The organism is Pseudomonas viridiflava (assembly GCF_001642795.1).
Taxonomy (GTDB): domain Bacteria; phylum Pseudomonadota; class Gammaproteobacteria; order Pseudomonadales; family Pseudomonadaceae; genus Aquipseudomonas; species Aquipseudomonas viridiflava.
Genome location: NZ_LKEH01000025.1, coordinates 198,899 through 220,346 on the forward strand (window position 1 = coordinate 198,899; position 21,448 = coordinate 220,346).

A 21,448-nucleotide genomic window follows, 5' to 3' on the forward strand; every position below is an offset into this window, starting at 1 on the left:
CTAGAGCGTTACTAGAAATAATACGTTGTCAACAAGCCGCACCGGTATTGGAGGCCTGGATAGGCCGGATGCGGCTTTTTCGAATGCGGCTTTTACAGGCGGAATTCGTGACCCAGATAGACTTCTTTAACCAGTTGGTTGGCCAGAATGGTTTGCGAGTCGCCCTCTGCGATCAATTGCCCGTCGTTGACGATATAGGCTGTTTCACAGATATCCAGCGTCTCGCGAACGTTGTGGTCAGTGATCAGCACGCCAATGCCCTTGGCCTTGAGGTGGTGAATGATCTGCTTGATGTCGCCTACCGAAATAGGGTCCACGCCCGCGAAGGGTTCGTCCAGAAGGATGAACTTTGGGGCTGTCGCCAGTGCACGTGCAATCTCGACGCGGCGACGTTCGCCACCCGAGAGGCTCATGCCGAGGTTGTCGCGAATGTGCGTGATGTGGAACTCCTGCAGGAGGCTTTCCAGTTCCTTGCGCCGCGCAGCGGCATCGAGTTCCTTGCGGGTCTCGAGGATCGCCATGATGTTGTCGGACACCGACAGCTTGCGGAAGATCGAGGCTTCCTGCGGCAGGTAGCCGATACCTGCACGGGCGCGGCCGTGCATGGGCTGATGGCTGACGTCCAGATCATCGATCAGCACGCGGCCCTGATCGGCCTGTACCAGCCCGACAATCATGTAGAAGCAGGTGGTCTTGCCGGCGCCGTTGGGGCCCAGCAGACCGACAATCTGGCCGCTGTCGATGGAAATGCTCACATCGCGCACGACCTGACGGCTTTTGTAGCTTTTAGCCAGATGCTGGGCTTTAAGCGTCGCCATTACTGGGCCTTCTGCGGTTGATCGGTTTTCTTTTTAGGCTGAATGACCATGTCGATCCGTGGACGTGGCGTGGTCACTTTCGCGCCACCATTGGCACGGCCCGCACTGACGACCTGCCTGACCGTGTCATAGACGATCTTCTCGCCTTCGGACGTGTTGCCGTCGTTGACGACCTTGGCCTTGTCGATCAGGACTATACGGTCCTGAGCGGCGTAATACTGAATGGTGACGGCATATGCCTGCACGATCGGCTTGTCCACCGACGGCTTCTGCTCGTAGTAGGCCAGGTTGCCGACAGACGTGAAGATATCCACTTCGCCCTGAGCGTTGCGTGTGATGGTCACGGTGTTGCCTGTGATCTTCATCGAACCCTGCGTGATGATGACGTTGCCCTTGTAGGTGGCCACGCCTTTCTTGTCATCAAGCTGCGCATCGTCGGACTGGATGTGGATTGGCTGATCACGGTCGGTTGGCAGGGACCAGGCGCTCGCGCTTCCCAGTGCTGCGCCCAGGCCGAGCAAAAAAGGAAGAGTTTTAACGAGCCTCATACTGTCCTCTGACGTTGGACAGCAGGTCCATCCTGCTGTCTTTCAAATATGCTTTCATTCCCTTGGCCGTAGTGACACCGCCCGCGGCGTCGATTCTAACGTCTTGGTCGGTCTGCGCATATTGCTTCTGTGGGAATACGGTCATGCGACTACTGGTGATGATAGTCGTACGTTGTTTTTCGTCAGTGCGCGCAACGCGAACCGAGTCGATCAATTCTACCTGTTCGCCTCCCGGGGAGACCTCGCCCTGTTTGCTCTGCACATGCCAGGGGAACTCGGTGCCGCGGTACATCTGCAGGTCGGGGGTGGTCAGTAGGGTCACGTCAGTGGCCTTGATGTGCTCGACCTTGTCAGCCGTCATTTCGTACTGAAGGCCACCGTCGGGCAGGTACTGATGGGTGTGCGTATTGACCGCATAGTAGTCAATGACGTTCTCGTCGACCGAGCTCACCGGCTGGTCCATGAAGCTTTCCGGGTTGATGTTCCAGTAGCCTACGGCACCGAACAGCAGTACCAGCACCCCGAAAAACACCAGCTTTCGAATTTTCTTGCTGAACATAAATGGCTTCTATAGATAGGCGGAGTGGGCCGCTTCAAGGTTGCCCTGCGCGCTCAGGATCAGTTCGCAGAATTCGCGTGCAGCACCTTCGCCACCGCGCGCCTGCGTAACGCCATGAGCGTGTTGGCGGACAAAGCCGGCCGCATTGGCAACCGCCATGCCCAGACCGACGCGTCGTATGACCGGCAAGTCTGGCAGATCATCGCCCAGATAGGCGACCTGTTCGTAACTCAGGTTCAATTCGGCCAGCAGTTGGTCCAGCACTACCAGCTTGTCTTCACGACCCTGATAAAGGTGTTCGATGCCGAGGTTTTTTGCCCTGCGCTCGACCACAGGTGTCTTTCTGCCGCTGATAATGGCAGTTGTCACTCCGGAGGCTATCAGCATTTTGATGCCTTGGCCGTCGAGTGTGTTGAATGTCTTGAATTCGCTGCCGTCTTCCAGGAAGTACAGCCGGCCATCGGTCAGTACGCCATCGACGTCGAAAATCGCCAGTTTGATGGCTTTGCCGCGTTGCATCAGTTCGCTGTTCGCTGCCTGAGTCTGCATTTACATCACTCCCGCGCGCAGTAGATCCTGCAGGTTGAACGCACCCGTCGGTCGGTCGTTCGCATCAACTACGATCAGCGCGCCAATCTTGTAGTCTTCCATGATTTTCAGGGCTTCGGCGGCCAGCATGTCTGCATGGGCTGTCTTGCCATGAACTGTCATGACCTCATCGATGGTCGTTTCACGGATGTCGACCGGGCGATCCAGTGTGCGACGCAGATCGCCGTCGGTGAATATTCCGGCCAGCGTGCCATCGGCTTCCAGAATTACAGTCATGCCCAGGCCCTTGCGCGTCATTTCCAGCAACGCATCACGCAGCAGCGTGCCGCGTTGAACCACGGGCAGGGCATCGCCGGAATGCATGACGTGTTCGACCTTGAGCAGCAGGCGTCGTCCCAGCGCACCTCCCGGATGGGAGAAGGCAAAGTCTTCGGCTGTGAAGCCGCGGGCTTCAAGCAGCGCAACGGCCAGCGCATCACCCATCACCAGCGTAGCGGTAGTCGATGAGGTTGGCGCCAGATTCAACGGGCAGGCTTCGTGTTCGACCTGCACGTTCAGATTGACGTCTGCGGCCTTGGCCAGGGTCGACTCGGGGTTGCCGGTCAGGCTGATCATCCTGATGCCCAGTCGTTTGATCAGAGGCAGCAGGGTGACGATCTCGTTGGTAGTGCCCGAGTTGGACAGCGCAAGGATGATGTCGTCACGGGTGATCATGCCCATGTCGCCATGGCTCGCTTCGGCCGGATGAACGAAAAAGGACGTGGTGCCGGTGCTCGCCAGCGTCGCGGCGATCTTGTTGCCGATGTGTCCGGACTTGCCCATTCCGACCACGACGACACGTCCCTTGCTGGCCAGGATCATCTCGCACGCACGCACGAAATCGGCATCAAGACGGCCCAGCAAGCCTTCTACGGCTTCGATCTCGAGGCGGATGGTGCGCTGCGCGGATTGAATCAGGTCACTGGATTGGTTCATAACTTGAAATGGTCGGCCTGCTGAAAGGCGGCGATTATAGCGGTAATGTACGATTCCCTCACGTCTGATCGTCGTTGTGTTTTTTATAAACGAATTTCCTACGCTTTGGAGGGTCTGTAGCTGGGCGGTGCAGGTTGCACTGCAAACGGCGCTGCTGATGGGGCGCTTAATGGTTATCCGGTGAATATCTGAACCTACTGGTTCTCTTCTTGGGTGGCGTGTCGCTGCGATGGTATAGTCCGCCGCTCGTTCGGCCCGCCTGGACGGCTTGTCTCCCTTTGGGGGTTGGCGGCTGAGGAGGGAGGCTGTATCGCAAGGAGTTTAGATGAGTCCTGATAACGCTTACGCGGTCGAGTTGAAAGGGGTTTCCTTCAAACGCGGCACGCGCAGCATTTTCAATAATGTCGATATTCGTATTCCTCGGGGCAAAGTCACCGGGATCATGGGGCCTTCCGGCTGCGGCAAGACTACATTGCTGCGCCTGATGGGCGCACAACTGCGTCCAAGCGAAGGTCAGGTGTGGGTCAACGGCCAGAACCTGCCGGATCTGTCGCGCAGTGACCTGTTCGACGCGCGCAAGCAGATGGGCGTGCTGTTTCAGAGCGGCGCGCTGTTCACCGATCTGGACGTGTTCGAAAACGTGGCATTCCCGCTGCGTGTTCACACCGAACTGCCGGAAGAGATGATCCGCGATATCGTGCTGCTCAAGCTGCAGGCCGTCGGGCTGCGCGGGGCGGTCGAACTGATGCCTGACGAGCTGTCAGGCGGCATGAAGCGCCGTGTTGCGCTGGCGCGTGCCATTGCCCTTGATCCACAGATTCTCATGTACGACGAACCCTTTGTCGGGCAGGACCCCATTGCAATGGGCGTTCTGGTGCGTCTGATCAGGCTGCTCAACGATGCACTGGGCATTACCAGCATCGTTGTGTCCCATGACCTGAGCGAAACCGCGAGCATTGCCGATTATCTGTACGTCGTCGGTGACGGACAGGTGCTGGGGCAGGGCACGCCGCAGGAACTGATGTCCTCGGACAATCCGCGTATTCGTCAATTCATGACCGGCGAACCAGACGGCCCTGTGCCATTTCATTATCCTGCGCCGGATTTCCGCGAAGACCTGTTGGGGAAGCGCTGATGCGCAAAAAGTCATTGATGGACCGTATCCGCCTGCTTGGGCGTGCGGCCATAGATATCGTTACCGTGCTGGGCCGTTCGGGAATATTTCTCGGCAATGCCCTGCTGGGGCGCGGCGGGACCGGCAGCAGTTTTCAATTGCTGGTCAAGCAGCTGTATTCGGTCGGCGTCATGTCGCTGGTTATTATTGTCGTCTCCGGTGCATTCATTGGCATGGTGCTGGCGCTTCAGGGTTTCAGCATCCTGACCAAGTACGGTTCCGAGCAGGCGGTCGGGCAGATGGTTGCGTTGACGCTGTTGCGTGAACTGGGGCCGGTCGTGACCGCTCTACTGTTCGCTGGCCGTGCGGGTTCCGCACTGACCGCCGAGATCGGCAACATGAAGTCTACGGAGCAGTTGTCGAGCCTGGAGATGATCGGTGTCGATCCGCTCAAGTACATCGTTGCGCCGCGTCTGTGGGCAGGTTTCATTTCGTTGCCGATTCTGGCGATGATTTTCAGCGTGGTCGGCATCTGGGGTGGATCCTGGGTAGCGATCGACTGGCTGGGCGTCTATCAGGGCTCCTTCTGGTCGAACATGCAGAACAGCGTTTCCTTCACGAACGATGTGCTCAATGGGGTCATCAAAAGCGTCGTATTTGCTTTTGTGGTGACATGGATTGCCGTTTTCCAGGGTTATGACTGCGATCCCACTTCCGAGGGGATCAGCCGTGCGACGACCAAGACCGTGGTGTATGCCTCGCTTGCAGTGTTGGGCCTGGACTTTATTTTGACCGCCTTGATGTTTGGAGATTTCTGATGCAAAACCGCGCCATCGAAACCGGTGTCGGCCTGTTCCTGCTGGCCGGGATACTGGCTCTGCTCTTGCTGGCCCTGCGAGTCAGTGGTCTGAGCACCAGTGCGACCAACGACAGTTATAAACTTTATGCCTACTTCGACAATATTGCCGGTTTGACTGTCAGAGCCAAGGTAAGCATGGCTGGTGTCACGATCGGCCGGGTCACCGCGATCGATCTGGATCGCGACACCTATACCGGTCGTGTCACGCTGGAGATCCAGAAGAAGGTAGACAATCTTCCGGCAGACTCCACGGCGTCGATCCTGACGGCGGGCCTGCTGGGTGAGAAATACATTGGTTTGAGCGTAGGTGGCGATCAAGCGCTGCTCAAGGATGGCTCGACCATCCATGACACGCAGTCATCCCTCGTTCTTGAGGACCTGATCGGGAAGTTCCTGCTCAATACTGTAAGCAAAGACGCCAAATGAGGAGCTATAAATGATCTCGATTCTGCGCCGTGGCCTTTTGGTATTGCTGGCCGCACTGCCGATGCTGGCCAATGCAGCACCAGCAACGTCGGCCCACGACCTTGTGGATCGCACCACCAAGGAATTGCTGAGCGATCTGGCGACCAACAGAGAGCAGTACAAAGCCAATCCAGGCGCCTTCTATGATGCCCTGAACCGCATCGTCGGCCCTGTGGTGGATGCCGACGGCATTTCCCGCAGCATCATGACGGTCAAGTATTCGCGCAAGGCCACGCCTGAGCAGATGCAGCGCTTTCAGGAAAACTTCAAGCGCAGCCTGATGCAGTTCTACGGTAACGCCTTGCTGGAGTACAACAATCAGGGCATTACCGTTTCGCCTGCCAAGCAGGAAGGTGCCGACCGGACCAGCGTAGACATGCAGGTCAAAGGCAATAACGGTGCGGTTTACCCGGTTTCCTACACCCTTGAGATGGTCAATGGTGAGTGGAAGGTGCGTAACGTCATCATCAACGGTATCAACATTGGTAAATTGTTCCGCGATCAGTTCGCCGACGCCATGCAGCGCAACGGCAACGATCTGGACAAGACAATCAATGGCTGGGCTGGCGAAGTTGCCAAGGCCAAGGAAACCACCGACGAAGCTGCACAGAAGCCTGCGCAATGAGTGAGACAGCTGTCCGTCTGGTCGGGCCTGGCGAGCTGAAGCTGGTCGGGGTTCTGGATTACCGCAGCGGGCCGCAACTGCGCAAGCAGGGCGCGGCGCTGATCAGGTCCGGCGACCTCGACACCCTGACGCTGGATTGTTCAGGCGTCGAGAAATCCAGCAGCGTGGGCCTGGCCCTGCTGCTGGCGTTCATGCGTGACGCCAGCGAAGCCGGCAAGTCGATCAAGGTGCAGTCGCTGCCCGAAGACATGCGTAAAATTGCCCAGGTTTCCGGACTGAACGAGCTTCTGGACATCCATTAACAGGTCAATCGGAAAAGCCCTCTGTCCGGCACCCCATCATCGGGGTTCGCATAGCATGGGCTTTTTTGTATCATGGCCGACCCGCGCGCGTTCAGCGCCGATCGAGGTTAAGCATGCAGGCCCTAGAAGTGAAAGCCTTCCTTGAAGGAAAGCTGCCCGAAATCAACGTGGAAGTCGAAGGCGAAGGCTGCAACTTCCAGCTGAACGTGATCAGTGACGAGATGGCCACATTGAGCCCCGTCAAACGTCAGCAACAGATTTATGCCCATCTGAACCCTTGGATTGCCGATGGCAGTATCCACGCGGTGACTATGAAATTTTTCAGCCGCGCTGCCTGGGCCGAGCGCACCTGAGCCAATTGGTGTCGAGATTCTAATGGATAAATTGATTATTACCGGTGGCGCTCGCCTTGATGGCGAAATTCGCATCTCCGGGGCAAAGAACGCTGCGCTGCCGATTCTGGCTGCGACCCTGCTGGCCGATGGGCCGGTTACCGTTCAGAACCTGCCGCACCTGCACGACATCACCACCATGATCGAGCTGTTCGGTCGCATGGGCATCGAGCCTGTGATCGACGAAAAGCTGAGCGTGGAAATCGATCCTCGTACCATCAAGACCCTGATCGCACCTTACGAACTGGTCAAGACCATGCGTGCGTCGATCCTGGTACTCGGCCCGATGGTCGCCCGCTTCGGCGAAGCGGAAGTCGCACTGCCTGGCGGTTGCGCCATCGGTTCGCGTCCGGTCGATCTGCACATCCGTGGTCTTGAAGCCATGGGCGCGATCATCGACGTCGAAGGCGGCTACATCAAGGCCAAGGCGCCTGAAGGCGGCCTGCGCGGTGCCAATTTCTTCTTCGATACCGTGAGCGTGACCGGCACCGAGAACATCATGATGGCCGCGAGCCTTGCGAACGGTCGCAGCGTGCTGCAGAACGCCGCACGTGAGCCTGAAGTGGTCGATCTGGCCAACTTCCTGATCGCCATGGGTGCAAAAATCCACGGCGCAGGCACCGACACCATCACCATCGATGGCGTGAAGCGTCTGGGTTCGGCGACCTACAAGGTCATGCCTGACCGTATCGAAACCGGTACCTATCTGGTTGCCGCTGCCGTCACTGGCGGTCGCGTCAAGGTCAAGGACACTGATCCGACCATCCTGGAAGCTGTGCTGCTCAAGCTCCAGGAAGCCGGCGCCGAGATCACCACCGGCAACGACTGGATCGAACTGAACATGCACGGCAAGCGGCCCAAGGCTGTGAACGTGCGGACCGCCCCTTACCCGGCGTTCCCGACCGACATGCAGGCGCAGTTCATTTCGCTCAACGCCATCGCTGAAGGCACTGGCGCCGTGATCGAGACCATCTTCGAAAACCGTTTCATGCACGTGTACGAAATGCACCGCATGGGCGCGCACATTCAGGTGGAAGGCAACACGGCCATCGTGACCGGCATGCCAAGCCTCAAGGGCGCGCCAGTGATGGCGACCGACCTGCGTGCTTCGGCCAGTCTGGTGATTTCGGCTCTGGTCGCTGAAGGCGATACCCTGATCGACCGCATCTACCACATAGACCGTGGTTACGAGTGCATTGAAGAGAAACTGCAGATGCTGGGCGCCAAGATTCGTCGCGTTCCGGGCTAGTGGTGAACGACCCTGGCGCTCCAAATGCGCCGGGGTCGTCGTTCGATAGCAGGTGTGATTTCTGATTCGTTTCACCTCGGGCATCCTGTGCCGGAGGGTTGTCATGCGCCGTTTGCGTCATGCCAAAAGTTTCCTGATAAGGACTTACGTTTCCCATGTTGACCATCGCACTGTCCAAGGGCCGCATTCTTGACGACACCCTGCCGCTTCTCGCTGAAGCGGGCATCGTGCCGACCGAGAATCCGGACAAGAGCCGCAAGCTCATCATTCCCACGACCCAGCCTGACGTACGTCTGCTGATCGTGCGTGCCACTGACGTACCTACGTATGTCGAGCATGGCGCCGCCGACCTGGGTGTGGCGGGCAAGGATGTGCTGATGGAATATACCGGTCAGGGCCTTTACGAGCCGCTGGATCTGCAGATTGCCAAGTGCAAGCTGATGACCGCCGGTGCCATCGGCGCTGTAGAGCCCAAGGGCCGTCTGCGCGTCGCTACCAAATTCGTCAACGTCGCCAAGCGTTATTACGCCGAGCAGGGTCGTCAGGTCGACATCATCAAGCTGTACGGCTCGATGGAACTGGCTCCGCTGATCGGTCTGGCCGACAAGATCATCGATGTGGTCGACACCGGCAACACACTGCGTGCCAATGGTCTTGAACCGCAGGAACTGATCGCGACCATCAGCTCGCGTCTGGTGGTCAACAAGGCTTCCATGAAAATGCAGCACGCGCGTATTCAGGCGCTCATCGACACCCTGCGCAAGGCAGTGGAGTCGCGACACCGCGGCTGACCCGATCACGCAACGTTGAGTTGCGTCCAGCTATCCGTGTCATAGCCAAATTTCTCAGGTGCCTGCGCGGATAGCTTGGTAGCTTTAGGCTCCTGAGCATCCGCCAATTATTGAGGCCCTCGCCATGACCACTTCCACCGCTATTCGCCGACTCGATGCTGCCGACCCGGATTTCGCCCGACATCTGGATCATCTGCTGAGCTGGGAAAGTGTGTCTGACGACTCGGTCAATCAGCGCGTGCTCGACATCATCAAGGCCGTGCGTGAGCGAGGCGACGCTGCCCTGGTCGAGTTCACCCAGCGCTTCGATGGTCTGCAGGTCGCCTCGATGGCCGATCTGATCCTGCCCCGCGAACGTCTGGAACTCGCGCTGACTCGCATCACGCCAGTCCAGCGTCAGGCGCTTGAGAAAGCCGCCGAGAGGGTTCGCAGCTACCACGAAAAGCAAAAGCAGGATTCCTGGAGCTACACCGAGGCCGACGGCACCGTGCTTGGCCAGAAGGTGACGCCGCTGGATCGTGCCGGTCTGTACGTACCGGGCGGCAAGGCGTCCTACCCGTCATCGGTGTTGATGAACGCCATTCCCGCCAAGGTGGCGGGTGTGACCGAGGTGGTCATGGTCGTGCCGACGCCGCGTGGCGAGATCAATGAACTGGTGCTGGCTGCGGCCTGCATTGCGGGCGTTGACCGTGTATTCACCATTGGTGGCGCGCAGGCTGTTGCCGCACTGGCCTACGGCACCGAGAGCGTGCCGAAGGTCGACAAGGTGGTCGGCCCGGGCAACATTTATGTCGCCACGGCCAAGCGCCACGTGTTTGGCCAGGTGGGCATCGACATGATCGCAGGTCCCTCCGAGATTCTGGTGGTGTGTGACGGTCAGACCGATCCTGACTGGATCGCCATGGACCTGTTCTCCCAGGCCGAGCATGACGAAGACGCGCAGGCGATTCTGGTCAGTCCGGACGCTGAGTTCCTGGACAAGGTCGCGGCCAGCATCACTCGTCTGCTGCCAACGATGGAGCGTGCGGCCATCGTCGAGACATCCATCAATGGTCGCGGCGCGCTGATCAAGGTGGCTGACATGGCGCAGGCCATTGAAGTGGCCAACCGCATTGCCCCCGAGCACCTGGAGTTGTCGGTGGCCGACCCTGAAGCCTGGCTGCCGCAGATTCGTCACGCCGGTGCGATCTTCATGGGCCGTCACACGTCCGAGGCGCTGGGCGATTATTGCGCCGGCCCCAACCACGTATTGCCAACCTCCGGCACTGCGCGTTTCTCGTCGCCGCTGGGTGTCTACGATTTCCAGAAGCGCTCCTCGATCATTTATTGCTCGCCGGAGGGCGCATCGGAACTGGGCAAGACGGCATCCGTGCTGGCCCGTGGCGAATCGCTGAGCGGCCATGCCCGCAGCGCCGAATACCGAATTACCGACCCGAGCTGGAAAGCCGGCAGCACAGAGGAAGGCAACTGATGAGCAAATTCTGGAGTCCCTTCGTTCGCGATCTGGTGCCTTATGTGCCGGGCGAGCAGCCGAAGCTGAGCAAGCTGGTCAAACTCAACACCAATGAAAATCCCTACGGCCCGTCGCCCAAGGCGCTTGAAGCCATGCGCGCTGCGCTGACCGACGACCTGCGTCTTTACCCGGATCCCAACAGCGATCTGCTCAAGCAGGCTGTGGCCCGTTATTACAGCGTCGAGCCGAACCAGGTGTTTCTGGGCAACGGCTCAGATGAAGTGCTGGCGCATATTTTCTACGGGTTGTTCAAGCACGATGCACCGCTGCTGTTCCCGGACATCAGCTACAGCTTCTACCCGGTCTATTGCGGCCTGTACGGCATTGATTATGAAGCCGTGGCGCTGGACAAGCAGTTCCAGATCCGTGTCGAGGATTATGCGCGTCCGAATGCCGGGATCATCTTCCCCAACCCGAATGCGCCCACCGGCTGCCTGATGGCGCTGGAGGCAGTCGAGCAGATCATCAAATCCAGCCCGGATTCGGTCGTGGTCGTGGACGAGGCGTACATCGACTTCGGCGGCGAGACCGCGATTTCGCTGGTCAATCGTTATCCGAACCTGCTGGTGACCCAGACCTTGTCCAAATCGCGTTCGCTGGCAGGCCTGCGCGTCGGTCTTGCGGTCGGTCATCCTGATCTGATCGAAGCGCTGGAGCGGGTCAAGAACAGCTTCAACTCCTACCCGCTGGACCGTATGGCCAACGTGGGCGCTGCTGCGGCATTCGATGATATCGAGCACTTCGAGGTGACGCGCAACAAGGTCATCGAAAGCCGTGAAGTACTGGTTGGACAGTTGCAGGCCAAGGGGTTCGAGGTCCTGCCTTCAGCCGCCAACTTCATCTTCGCTCGCCACCCACAGCACGATGCTGCCGGATTGGCTGCGAAACTGCGCGAGCAAGGCGTGATCGTGCGCCACTTCAAGCAGCAGCGCATCGCACAGTTCCTGCGCATCAGTATTGGTACGCCGGAGCAGCATCAGGCGCTGCTGGAAGGATTGAGCGACATCTGAGGGATGTGACGCCCTGCGTCGCATTCGACAGCGGACGCAGAGCGGCGTAAGCGCGCTGGAGCGCTCGTTGTTATACACAAGTCCGTCTCAACACTGATCGTGCCCACGCTCCGCGTGGGCATGCCGCCCGGGACGCTCCGCGTCCCATCTGGTCTGATCACGCAACAGGATCAGTCATCCCGTCCGTTTCAAATCACTCGGGATTCGCAGCAGGCGTCGGCGCAGGAGGTGGGCGTAGGCCTACTTCGGCGCTGAGGCGCAGTTCCTTGCCGTTACGCATCACGTCGATGGCAATCTTGTCCTTGGGTTTGGTGCGCGCCACCTGGTTCATCGAGCGACGGCCATCGCCGGCCGGTTCGCCATTGATACTCAGAATGACGTCACCCAACTGTAGCCCGGCTTTCTGCGCCGGTCCGTCGCGGAAGATACCGGCGACCACGATGCCCGGACGATCTTTCAGTCCAAACGACTCGGCCAGTTCCTGAGTCAGCGGTTGGACCTCGATACCCAGCCAGCCACGAATGACCTGACCGTGCTCGATGATCGACTTCATGACGTCCATCGCCAGTTTGGTCGGGATGGCAAAACCGATGCCTTGCGAGCCACCGGACTTGGAAAAGATCGCCGTGTTGATGCCGGTCAGGTTGCCGCTGGCATCCACCAGCGCGCCGCCCGAGTTGCCGGGGTTGATAGCCGCGTCGGTCTGAATGAAGTCTTCGTAGGTGTTGAGCCCCAACTGGTTGCGGCCCGTGGCGCTGATGATGCCCATGGTCACTGTCTGGCCGACGCCGAACGGGTTGCCGATGGCCAGTGCCACATCGCCGATGCGAATGCCGTCAGAGCGGGCAATGGTGATCGACGGCAGGTTTTTCAGATCTATTTTCAGGACTGCCAGATCGGTTTCAGGGTCGTTGCCGATTACCCGTGCGATGGTTTCGCGACCGTCCTTGAGTGCCACGACAATCTGGTCTGCGCCGATGGTCACGTGGTTGTTGGTCAGCAGGTAGCCTTCCGGACTCATGATCACGCCAGAACCCAGGCTGGATTCCATGCGCTTCTGCTTGGGCGTGTTGTCGCCGAAAAAGCGACGAAACTGGGGGTCTTCGAACAGTGGGTTGGCACCCTTGTTTACCATCTTGGTGGTATACAGGTTCACCACCGCGGGCGCGGCCGCGCTCACCGCGTCTGCGTAAGAGGAAGGACCTTGCATGATATTGGTCGTCTGCGGCGCCTGTTGCAGATTGACATCCAGGCTGGGCAATCCGACCCATTGTGGATAACGCTGAATGATCAGCATGGCGATAAGCACACCGGCCAGCAGTGGCCAGCCGAAAAAGCGCAGTGCTTTAAGCATTGAACAAGTCCTGGTGGTTTTGGCGCAGAAATTTTTGCCACGGGTGCGCCATAATGGCGGGCATTATACGAGCACAAAGCAGCTCTGAACTGCATATTTAGGAGTCTTTTATGGCTGTTGCCCTGAGCACCCTGGTAGAAGAAGCCGACCGTTATCTCAATAGCGCCCGTATTCAGGATTACTGCCCCAATGGCCTGCAGGTCGAAGGCCGTCCGCAGGTGATGCGGATCGTCAGCGGCGTCACGGCGAGCCAGGCGCTGCTGGACGCGGCGGTCGAGGCGCAGGCTGATCTGATTCTTGTGCACCACGGCTATTTCTGGAAGGGCGAGAACCCTTGCGTTGTCGGCATGAAGCAGCGTCGCCTGAAAACCTTGCTCAAGCACGACATCAGCCTGCTGGCCTATCACCTGCCGCTCGACGTGCATCCCGACGTGGGCAACAACGTGCAGTTGGCGCGTCAACTGGATATCACCGTCGAAGGTCCCCTGGATCCGGAAAACCCCAAAGTGATCGGTCTGATCGGTTCCTTGTCCGAGGCCGTGACCCCGCGCGATTTCGCCCGTCGTGTCCAGGAGGCGCTGGGTCGCGAGCCGTTGCTGATCGAAGGCAGCCAGATGATTCGTCGCGTCGGCTGGTGCACGGGAGGCGGTCAGGGTTACATCGACCAGGCAGTGCTTGAAGGCGTCGATCTGTTCCTGAGCGGCGAAGCGTCAGAGCAGACCTTTCACAGTGCCCGGGAAAACGACATCAGTTTCATTGCCGCCGGACACCACGCCACCGAACGTTATGGTGTTCAGGCGCTGGGTGATTATCTGGCGCGGCGCTTTGCCGTCGAGCACATTTTCATCGACTGCCCAAACCCGATCTGATCCATCAAACGGCGGAGCATATGCATAGATCGTTTCGATCTAGCCGCCGCGCTGATTAGCGATATCGTGCATGATAAAGTGCACGGCTCGAATACGGCCCGCAGGCCGCCCCGGGTTTTCCCGGTCCAACGAACGTGAGTAACCATGGTTGATAAACTGACGCATCTGAAACAGCTGGAGGCGGAAAGCATCCACATCATCCGCGAGGTCGCCGCCGAGTTCGATAACCCGGTGATGCTGTACTCGATCGGCAAGGATTCGGCCGTGATGCTGCATCTGGCGCGCAAGGCTTTCTTTCCGGGCAAGCTGCCGTTTCCTGTCATGCATGTCGATACCCGCTGGAAATTCCAGGAGATGTATCGCTTCCGCGACAAGATGGTCGAGGAAATGGGCCTGGACCTGATAACCCACATCAACCCCGATGGTGTGGCACAGGGTATAAACCCGTTCACCCACGGCAGCGCCAAGCACACCGATATCATGAAAACCGAGGGCCTCAAGCAGGCGCTGGACAAGCATGGTTTCGACGCAGCTTTCGGTGGCGCACGTCGCGACGAAGAGAAGTCCCGCGCCAAGGAGCGCGTGTATTCCTTCCGCGACAGCAAGCACCGCTGGGACCCGAAGAACCAGCGTCCCGAGCTGTGGAACGTGTACAACGGCAACGTCAACAAGGGCGAGTCGATCCGCGTGTTCCCGCTGTCGAACTGGACCGAGCTGGACATCTGGCAGTACATCTACCTTGAAGGCATCCCGATTGTGCCGCTGTACTTCGCGGCCGAGCGTGACGTGATCGAGAAGAACGGCACGCTGATCATGATCGACGACGATCGTATCCTCGAACACCTCACGGACGAGGAAAAGGCGCGCATCGTCAAGAAGAAGGTGCGTTTCCGCACGCTTGGCTGCTACCCGTTGACCGGTGCTGTCGAGTCCGAAGCCACCAGCCTGACTGACATCATTCAGGAAATGCTGCTGACGCGAACTTCCGAACGTCAGGGCCGGGTCATCGACCACGATGGCGCAGGCTCGATGGAAGAAAAGAAACGTCAGGGTTATTTCTAAGGGGGGTGTCACATGTCGCATCAATCTGATTTGATCAGTGAGGACATCCTCGCTTATCTGGGCCAGCACGAACGCAAGGAAATGCTGCGCTTTCTTACCTGTGGCAACGTCGACGACGGCAAGAGCACGTTGATCGGACGCCTGCTGCACGATTCCAAGATGATCTACGAAGACCATCTGGAAGCCATTACCCGTGATTCCAAGAAGTCCGGCACCACAGGCGACGACGTCGACCTGGCGTTGCTGGTTGACGGTTTGCAGGCCGAGCGCGAGCAGGGCATCACCATCGATGTCGCTTACCGCTACTTCTCCACGGCCAAGCGCAAATTCATCATTGCCGATACCCCGGGCCACGAGCAGTACACCCGCAACATGGCCACCGGTGCATCGACCTGCGATTTGGCGATCATTCTTGTGGACGCGCGTTACGGCGTGCAGACCCAGACCCGTCGCCATAGCTATATCGCGTCCCTGCTGGGCATCAAACACATCGTGGTCGCCATCAACAAGATGGACCTCAACGGCTTCGATGAGAGCGTGTTCGAGTCGATCAAGGCCGATTACCTGAAGTTTGCCGAAGGCATCGCCTTCAAGCCGACCACCATGGCTTTCGTGCCGATGTCGGCGCTCAAGGGCGACAACGTGGTCAACCGCAGCGAGCGTTCGCCGTGGTACACCGGCCAGTCGCTGATGGAAATTCTGGAAACGGTCGAAATCGCCAGTGACCGCAACTACACCGACCTGCGTTTCCCGGTGCAGTACGTCAACCGTCCGAACCTCAACTTCCGTGGCTTTGCCGGTACGCTGGCGAGCGGCCTCGTGCACAAGGGCGATGAAATCGTCGTGCTGCCGTCGGGCAAGAGCAGCCGCGTGAAATCCATCGTCACCTTCGAAGGCGAGCTGGAGCAGGCCGGTCCCGGTCAGGCCGTGACGCTGACCATGGAAGACGAGATCGACATCTCCCGTGGCGACCTGTTGGTGCATGCCGACAACGTCCCGCAGGTCAGCGACGCGTTCGACGCCATGCTGGTCTGGATGGCTGAAGAGCCGATGCTGCCGGGCAAGAAATACGACATCAAACGCGCCACCAGCTACGTGCCGGGTTCGATTGCCAGCATCACTCATCGCGTTGACGTGAACACGCTGGTCGAAGGTCCTGCCAGTTCGCTGCAGTTGAACGAGATCGGCCGCGTCAAGATCAGCCTCGACGCGCCTATCGCGCTGGACGGCTACGACAGCAACCGCACCACCGGTGCGTTTATCGTCATCGACCGTTTGACCAACGGCACGGTAGCGGCGGGCATGATCATCGCCAAGCCGGTCAGTGCCGGTGGCTCGACGCATCATGGCGACTTCGCGCACGTGACCACTCAGGAGCGCGCTCAGCGCTTCGGTCAGCAGCCAGCCACCGTGCTCTTCAGCGGCCTCTCGGGCGCGGGTAAAAGCACGCTGGCCTACGCGGTTGAGCGCAAGCTGTTCGACATGGGCCGCGCCGTATACGTGCTGGATGGCCAGAACTTGCGTCATGACCTGAACAAAGGTCTGCCGCAGAACCGTGCCGGCCGTACCGAAAACTGGAGCCGTGCCGCTCACGTGGCGCGTCAGTTCAACGAAGCCGGTCTGTTGACCCTGGCCGCGTTCGTGGCGCCGGATGCCGAAGGCCGTGAACGCGTGAAAGCGCTGATCGGCAAGGAACGCCTCGTGACGGTCTACGTCCAGGCATCGCCTGCCATCTGCCGTGAGCGTGATCCTCAGGGCCTGTACGCTGCCGACGGCGACAACATCCCGGGCGAGTCCTTCCCGTACGACGTGCCGCTGGATGCCGATCTGGTGATCGACACCCAGACGCTGACCGTGGATGAAGGCGTGAAGCGGGTGCTGGACGTGTTGCGCAGCCGCGGCGCGATCTGAGTCTCAGCCTGTTACAGAAACCCGCCGATGATGGCGGGTTTTTTGTTTGATCGTGGCGCCAGGGATTGAGTCGCATGACCTTGAAAAGCCCGTGCGGGCAATCAAGGATTGATCGGACAACCTCCCCGGTGCGGATCCATTGTGCATGCATGTTCAAGGTCCGGGATGCTGTGTTTGATCAGATAGCAGTCTTTCTCGCAGTCTCCTGACACGCAGCCAGACAGCATGGCGAGCATAAGCAAACAGATGATTTTTCGCATGGAGTCTCCCTCTCGGCGCTTTTATTCTCTGGATACGAAGGTAACAAACCACTTTCAATCGCCATTCATGCATTTTCGCGATGACGATGAAATGGGGCTGTCTCGCATTTGAGTGTCAGTCGGGTCTCTGGCTTGAGCTGAAAGATGTAGCAGTCCTTTACGCAATCGCCAAGAACGCAGCTGGCTGTGAGCACGCATCCCCAAGAAAATTCTATTCATCGATTCCTCCTTGAGTAGGCAGGAAGATACGGAGGCGGGGCGATGGCAGGTAGAGCGTGTAGTCCCTGACGGTCGTAGGAATTTTCTGCGTTGTCTGAGAGTCTTTGAAATCTTACGTAGTAGCTATGGCAGACATAAAAAAGCCGCCGTTCATTTCGAATGGCGGCCTTCGGTAGGACTGGCGGTTTCGTTACTTCTTCAAACCGTAATGCTCGTCCAGCATGCCCGGGGTGTCAGGCGATTTTGGCGCGTAATCCTTTGGGGCTTCGGTGTTGCGTGGCGGTGTCAGGCGGTCGCGAGGAGCCTGGTTGGCCTCCGGGTGCAGAGCGGCCAGCAAACGTTGGCGGGTCAGTTCGTCAAGGGCCAGACGGTTGGCGCCCTCGGCGAGATGCTCCTGTACGTCGTGGTAGCTTTGCGAAAGCTTCTGGACCAGATTAGCCGTACTGTTGAAGTGAGTGACCACCTCGTTCTGATAGGTATCGAAACGCTCCTGAATGTCATCCAGCTGGCGCTGGGTGCTGTTCGGAACGGTGTTGGGCAGCAGACGTGCGACCAGGAAACCAATGACGACACCGGCAACCAGGGCGAGAGTCGGCAGCAACCAGACTAAGAGCGAGTGTTCCACGAGTCCTTCCTCTATAAACGGCTTTGCTTTACGTTAACGGCTCGAACCTGCGCTGTATACCCGCGACGTGTCGTTGATATGCAAGCCACAGACAATCAGCTAGACGAGTTGACCCATTTCGAGGTCACGGAGTTCTTTTTGCTCATGCGCGAAACCCCACTATTCATCGATGGCCCCGAGGGCCAGATCGAAGCACTGTATCAGGACGTACCCGATGCCAGAGGCGTCGCACTGATCTGCCATCCTAACCCGATCCAGGGTGGAACGATGCTCAATAAAGTCGTCTCCACGTTACAGCGCACTGCGCGGGACGAAGGCCTGATCACCCTGCGCTTCAATTATCGTGGCGTCGGCGCCAGTGCCGGAACGTCAGTGGCAGGGCCTGGCGAGATCGATGACGCACAGGCTGCCGCCAAATGGCTACGTGAAAAACACCCGGATCTTCCAATGACCCTGTTCGGCTTTTCCTTCGGCGGTTACGTCGCGGCGAATCTGGGTGGCCGGCTTGAAGCACAGGGCGAAAAACTCAAGCACCTGTTTCTGGTCGCCGCCGCCGCTTCTCGCCTGCAGGACCACAGTGTGCTGCCGCAGAATTGCCCGCTGACGGTGATTCAGCCCGAAACCGACGAAGTCATCGAACCGGAAACCGTCTACGCCTGGTCGGCTGCGCTGCAGCGTCCCCATGAGCTGCTGAAAGTGGCAGAATGCGGACACTTTTTTCACGGCAAGCTGACCGATCTCAAAGAATTGATCCTGCCGCGTCTCTCCAATTGATTGCAGCCCATAGATAAGCGACCTGCCATGACCACTCGTATCCTGACCGGTATCACGACCACCGGCACCCCCCATCTGGGTAACTACGCGGGCGCGATTCGCCCGGCCATCGTCGCCAGCCGTCAGAGCGGCTTCGACTCGTTCTATTTTCTGGCCGATTACCACGCGCTGATCAAATGCGATGACCCGCTGCGCATTCAGCGCTCGCGTCTGGAAATCGCAGCGACCTGGCTGGCTGCGGGTCTGGACGTTGATCGCGTGACGTTCTACCGTCAGTCCGACATCCCGGAAATTCCTGAGCTGACCTGGCTGCTGACCTGCGTGGCCGCCAAGGGCCTGCTCAACCGTGCGCATGCCTACAAGGCGTCGGTGGACAAGAACGTCGAAGGTGGCGAGGATCCGGATTCCGGCATCACGATGGGGCTGTACAGCTATCCGGTGCTGATGGCGGCAGACATCCTGATGTTCAACGCACATCAGGTTCCGGTGGGACGCGATCAGATTCAGCACGTCGAAATGGCGCGTGATATCGGCCAGCGCTTCAACCACCTGTTCGGCAAGGGCAAGGAATTCTTTGTCATGCCCGAAGCGCTGATCGAGGAGAGTGTCGCGACGCTGCCCGGTCTGGACGGCCGCAAGATGTCCAAGAGCTACGACAACACCATCCCGTTGTTCAGCAGCGCCAAAGAGATGAAGGATGCGATTTCGCGCATCGTGACTGACTCGCGCGCGCCGGGCGAAGCGAAGGATCCGGACAATTCCCATCTGTTCACGCTGTATCAGGCCTTCTCCACGCCCGAGCAATGCGCAGCGTTCCGTACCGAGTTGCTGGAAGGTCTTGGCTGGGGTGAGGCGAAAAATCGTCTGTTCACGTTGCTGGACGCCGAGTTGGCCGAGAAGCGTGAAAAGTATCTGGGCCTGATCGAGCGTCCAGCCGATCTGGAAGACATTCTGTTGGCGGGTGCCGAGAAGGCCCGTCGTGTCGCCACACCGTTCCTCGGCGAACTGCGTGAGGCAGTCGGCCTGCGCTCGTTCCGTACCGTGGTGCAGGGCGCGGACACCGGCAAGAAGAAAGCCGCCAAGGGTGCACGCTTCGTCAGCTTCCGTGAGGATGACGGCAGCTTCCGTTTCCGTCTGCTGGCGGCCGATGGGGAACAGTTGCTGTTGTCGCGCAATTTTGCCGACGGCAAGGCGGCGGGTGCAGTGAGCAAACAGTTGCAGCAGGGCGGTGAGCTCGATCTGCGTACTGAAGCTGATCGTTTCACGCTCTGGCTGGATGACGCGTGCGTGGCCGACAGTCCGGTGTTTGCCGATGCTGCCGCACGCGACAGCGCCATCCAGACCCTCAAGTCGGCACTCGCTCCTCAACAGGACTGATTGCCATTCCCCGGGGTCGTCGTTACAGTGACGGCCCGTTTTTGTTGCCTTGCTAACGAATATGACGCCCCTAGAACGATATCAAGCTGATCTCAAGCGCCCGGACTTTTTCCATGATGCCGCGCAGGAGAATGCTGTGCGTCATTTGCAGCGCCTGTACGACGATCTGATCGCTTCCCATGACAGCAAGCCCGGCCTGTTCGGCAAGCTGTTCGGCAAGAAAGAGCCGACCCTGGTCAAAGGCCTTTATTTCTGGGGCGGAGTAGGGCGCGGCAAAACCTATCTGGTCGATACCTTCTTCGACGCACTGCCGTTCAAGGACAAGGTCCGTACTCACTTCCACCGCTTCATGAAGCGCGTGCACGAAGAGATGAAGACCCTCAAGGGCGAGAAAAACCCGTTGACGATCATCGCCAGGCGTTTTTCCGATGAGGCACGCGTGATCTGCTTCGACGAGTTCTTCGTGTCCGATATCACTGACGCGATGATCCTCGGCACCCTGATGGAAGAACTGTTCAAGAATGGTGTGACGCTGGTCGCGACGTCCAACATCGTGCCGGACGGCTTGTACAAGGATGGCCTGCAGCGTGCACGCTTCCTGCCAGCCATCGCGCTGATCAAGCAGAATACCGACATCGTCAACGTCGACAGTGGCGTCGACTATCGTCTGCGTCATCTGGAACAGGCTGAACTGTTCCACTTCCCACTCAATGAAGCGGCGCAGGACAGCATGCGCAAAAGCTTCAAGGCGCTGACGCCGGAATGCGCAGAAACCATCGAGAACGATGTTTTGGTGATCGAGAATCGCGAGATTCGTGCCTTGCGCACCTGTGACGACGTGGCCTGGTTCGATTTCCGCGAATTGTGCGACGGCCCGCGTAGCCAGAACGACTACATTGAGCTGGGCAAGATTTTCCACGCCGTGCTGCTCAGCGGTGTCGAGCAGATGGACGTCTCGAAGGACGACATCGCCCGTCGCTTCATCAACATGGTCGACGAATTCTACGATCGCAACGTCAAGCTGATCATCTCGGCGGAAGTCGAGCTGAAGGATTTGTACACCGGCGGTCGACTGATGTTCGAATTTCAGCGGACCCTCAGCCGTTTGCTGGAAATGCAGTCCCACGAGTTTCTGTCGCGGGCGCACAAGCCTTGACGGTTTGAAAGCCAGATACGGGAAGGCCTGCATTGCAGGCCTTTTTTGTTTTTGCGTCTCGCAGGTTCCAGC

Annotated in this window: 23 protein-coding genes; 16 read left to right on the forward strand and 7 right to left on the reverse strand. The window is 58.7% G+C overall.

The window, feature by feature from the left end:
- Window positions 1-92: 92 nt before the first annotated feature.
- Genes lptB through AO065_RS11630 form a run of 5 tightly spaced genes read right to left on the reverse strand, consistent with a single transcriptional unit; the run spans window position 93 to window position 3,449 of the window.
- On the reverse strand, window positions 93-818 hold the full coding sequence (gene lptB / locus AO065_RS11610) for an LPS export ABC transporter ATP-binding protein (RefSeq protein WP_004881549.1): 726 nt from the start codon (window positions 816-818) through the stop codon (window positions 93-95).
- Entirely contained in the window at window positions 818-1,366 is a 549-nt protein-coding gene (gene lptA, locus AO065_RS11615; protein WP_004881548.1) for a lipopolysaccharide transport periplasmic protein LptA, read from the reverse strand. The genes lptB and lptA overlap by 1 nt, the downstream gene beginning before the upstream one ends.
- Window positions 1,353-1,925, reverse strand: coding sequence for an LPS export ABC transporter periplasmic protein LptC (lptC, locus tag AO065_RS11620; RefSeq protein WP_004881547.1), 573 nt, complete (start codon window positions 1,923-1,925; stop codon window positions 1,353-1,355). The genes lptA and lptC overlap by 14 nt, the downstream gene beginning before the upstream one ends.
- A 9-nt stretch (window positions 1,926-1,934) precedes the next feature.
- Window positions 1,935-2,474 carry a KdsC family phosphatase gene (locus AO065_RS11625; protein ID WP_004881546.1) on the reverse strand — a complete coding sequence of 180 codons (540 nt, stop codon included), beginning with the start codon at window positions 2,472-2,474 and terminating at the stop codon, window positions 1,935-1,937.
- Window positions 2,475-3,449 (reverse strand): KpsF/GutQ family sugar-phosphate isomerase, encoded by a 975-nt coding sequence (locus tag AO065_RS11630; RefSeq protein ID WP_004881545.1) that lies wholly within the window; start codon window positions 3,447-3,449, stop codon window positions 2,475-2,477.
- Between the two features lie 325 nt (window positions 3,450-3,774).
- Here AO065_RS11630 and AO065_RS11635 point away from each other — a divergent pair, with 325 nt between their 5' ends.
- From AO065_RS11635 to hisC, 10 genes are all read left to right on the forward strand, one after another.
- Window positions 3,775-4,584 carry an ATP-binding cassette domain-containing protein gene (locus AO065_RS11635; protein WP_004881544.1) on the forward strand — a complete coding sequence of 270 codons (810 nt, stop codon included), beginning with the start codon at window positions 3,775-3,777 and terminating at the stop codon, window positions 4,582-4,584.
- On the forward strand, window positions 4,584-5,381 hold the full coding sequence (gene mlaE, locus AO065_RS11640) for a lipid asymmetry maintenance ABC transporter permease subunit MlaE (protein WP_004881543.1): 798 nt from the start codon (window positions 4,584-4,586) through the stop codon (window positions 5,379-5,381). Before AO065_RS11635 ends, mlaE begins: the two co-directional genes overlap by 1 nt.
- Window positions 5,381-5,848, forward strand: a complete 468-nt coding sequence (mlaD, locus tag AO065_RS11645; protein WP_004881542.1) for an outer membrane lipid asymmetry maintenance protein MlaD — start codon at window positions 5,381-5,383, stop codon at window positions 5,846-5,848. Before mlaE ends, mlaD begins: the two co-directional genes overlap by 1 nt.
- Window positions 5,849-5,858: 10 nt before the next feature.
- Window positions 5,859-6,512, forward strand: a complete 654-nt coding sequence (locus AO065_RS11650; protein ID WP_004881541.1) for an MlaC/ttg2D family ABC transporter substrate-binding protein — start codon at window positions 5,859-5,861, stop codon at window positions 6,510-6,512.
- Window positions 6,509-6,814: an STAS domain-containing protein gene (locus AO065_RS11655; protein ID WP_004881540.1), complete on the forward strand. Its 306-nt coding sequence runs from the start codon at window positions 6,509-6,511 to the stop codon at window positions 6,812-6,814. Before AO065_RS11650 ends, AO065_RS11655 begins: the two co-directional genes overlap by 4 nt.
- A 113-nt stretch (window positions 6,815-6,927) precedes the next feature.
- Entirely contained in the window at window positions 6,928-7,167 is a 240-nt protein-coding gene (locus tag AO065_RS11660) for a BolA family protein (RefSeq protein ID WP_004881539.1), read from the forward strand.
- 22 nt (window positions 7,168-7,189) lie between these two features.
- Window positions 7,190-8,455 carry a UDP-N-acetylglucosamine 1-carboxyvinyltransferase gene (gene murA / locus AO065_RS11665; RefSeq protein ID WP_004881538.1) on the forward strand — a complete coding sequence of 422 codons (1,266 nt, stop codon included), beginning with the start codon at window positions 7,190-7,192 and terminating at the stop codon, window positions 8,453-8,455.
- Between the two features lie 155 nt (window positions 8,456-8,610).
- A complete protein-coding gene (gene hisG / locus AO065_RS11670) occupies window positions 8,611-9,246 on the forward strand; it encodes an ATP phosphoribosyltransferase (RefSeq protein WP_004881537.1) in 636 nt (211 codons plus the stop codon).
- 124 nt (window positions 9,247-9,370) lie between these two features.
- Window positions 9,371-10,717: a histidinol dehydrogenase gene (hisD, locus tag AO065_RS11675; RefSeq protein WP_004881536.1), complete on the forward strand. Its 1,347-nt coding sequence runs from the start codon at window positions 9,371-9,373 to the stop codon at window positions 10,715-10,717.
- Window positions 10,717-11,769: a histidinol-phosphate transaminase gene (gene hisC, locus AO065_RS11680; protein WP_004881535.1), complete on the forward strand. Its 1,053-nt coding sequence runs from the start codon at window positions 10,717-10,719 to the stop codon at window positions 11,767-11,769. Before hisD ends, hisC begins: the two co-directional genes overlap by 1 nt.
- Before the next feature lie 193 nt (window positions 11,770-11,962).
- Here hisC and algW read toward each other — a convergent pair whose 3' ends face one another.
- Entirely contained in the window at window positions 11,963-13,123 is a 1,161-nt protein-coding gene (gene algW, locus AO065_RS11685) for a Do family serine endopeptidase AlgW (protein WP_004881534.1), read from the reverse strand.
- 110 nt (window positions 13,124-13,233) lie between these two features.
- Between algW and AO065_RS11690 the strand changes: the two genes are divergently transcribed.
- The 3 genes from AO065_RS11690 to cysN all read left to right on the forward strand — a co-directional run bounded on the left by AO065_RS11690 (window position 13,234) and on the right by cysN (window position 16,965).
- A complete protein-coding gene (locus AO065_RS11690; protein WP_004881533.1) occupies window positions 13,234-13,992 on the forward strand; it encodes a Nif3-like dinuclear metal center hexameric protein in 759 nt (252 codons plus the stop codon).
- Between the two features lie 144 nt (window positions 13,993-14,136).
- A complete protein-coding gene (gene cysD / locus AO065_RS11695) occupies window positions 14,137-15,054 on the forward strand; it encodes a sulfate adenylyltransferase subunit CysD (RefSeq protein ID WP_004881532.1) in 918 nt (305 codons plus the stop codon).
- A 12-nt stretch (window positions 15,055-15,066) separates the two neighbouring features.
- The gene (gene cysN / locus AO065_RS11700; RefSeq protein ID WP_004881531.1) at window positions 15,067-16,965 is read left to right on the forward strand and encodes a sulfate adenylyltransferase subunit CysN; all 1,899 of its coding nucleotides are present in this window, start codon (window positions 15,067-15,069) and stop codon (window positions 16,963-16,965) included.
- A gap of 669 nt (window positions 16,966-17,634) precedes the next feature.
- Here the strand turns inward: cysN and AO065_RS11705 are convergent.
- Window positions 17,635-18,069 (reverse strand): Z-ring associated ZapG family protein, encoded by a 435-nt coding sequence (locus AO065_RS11705; RefSeq protein ID WP_004881530.1) that lies wholly within the window; start codon window positions 18,067-18,069, stop codon window positions 17,635-17,637.
- 144 nt (window positions 18,070-18,213) lie between these two features.
- On the opposite strand from AO065_RS11705, the gene AO065_RS11710 reads away from it, so the two are divergent.
- From AO065_RS11710 to zapE, 3 genes are all read left to right on the forward strand, one after another.
- Window positions 18,214-18,843 carry an alpha/beta hydrolase gene (locus AO065_RS11710; RefSeq protein ID WP_032650795.1) on the forward strand — a complete coding sequence of 210 codons (630 nt, stop codon included), beginning with the start codon at window positions 18,214-18,216 and terminating at the stop codon, window positions 18,841-18,843.
- Between the two features lie 27 nt (window positions 18,844-18,870).
- Window positions 18,871-20,220, forward strand: a complete 1,350-nt coding sequence (locus AO065_RS11715) for a tryptophan--tRNA ligase (RefSeq protein WP_004881528.1) — start codon at window positions 18,871-18,873, stop codon at window positions 20,218-20,220.
- Window positions 20,221-20,281: 61 nt separating this feature from the next.
- A complete protein-coding gene (zapE, locus tag AO065_RS11720) occupies window positions 20,282-21,376 on the forward strand; it encodes a cell division protein ZapE (protein ID WP_004881527.1) in 1,095 nt (364 codons plus the stop codon).
- Window positions 21,377-21,448 lie beyond the last annotated feature (72 nt).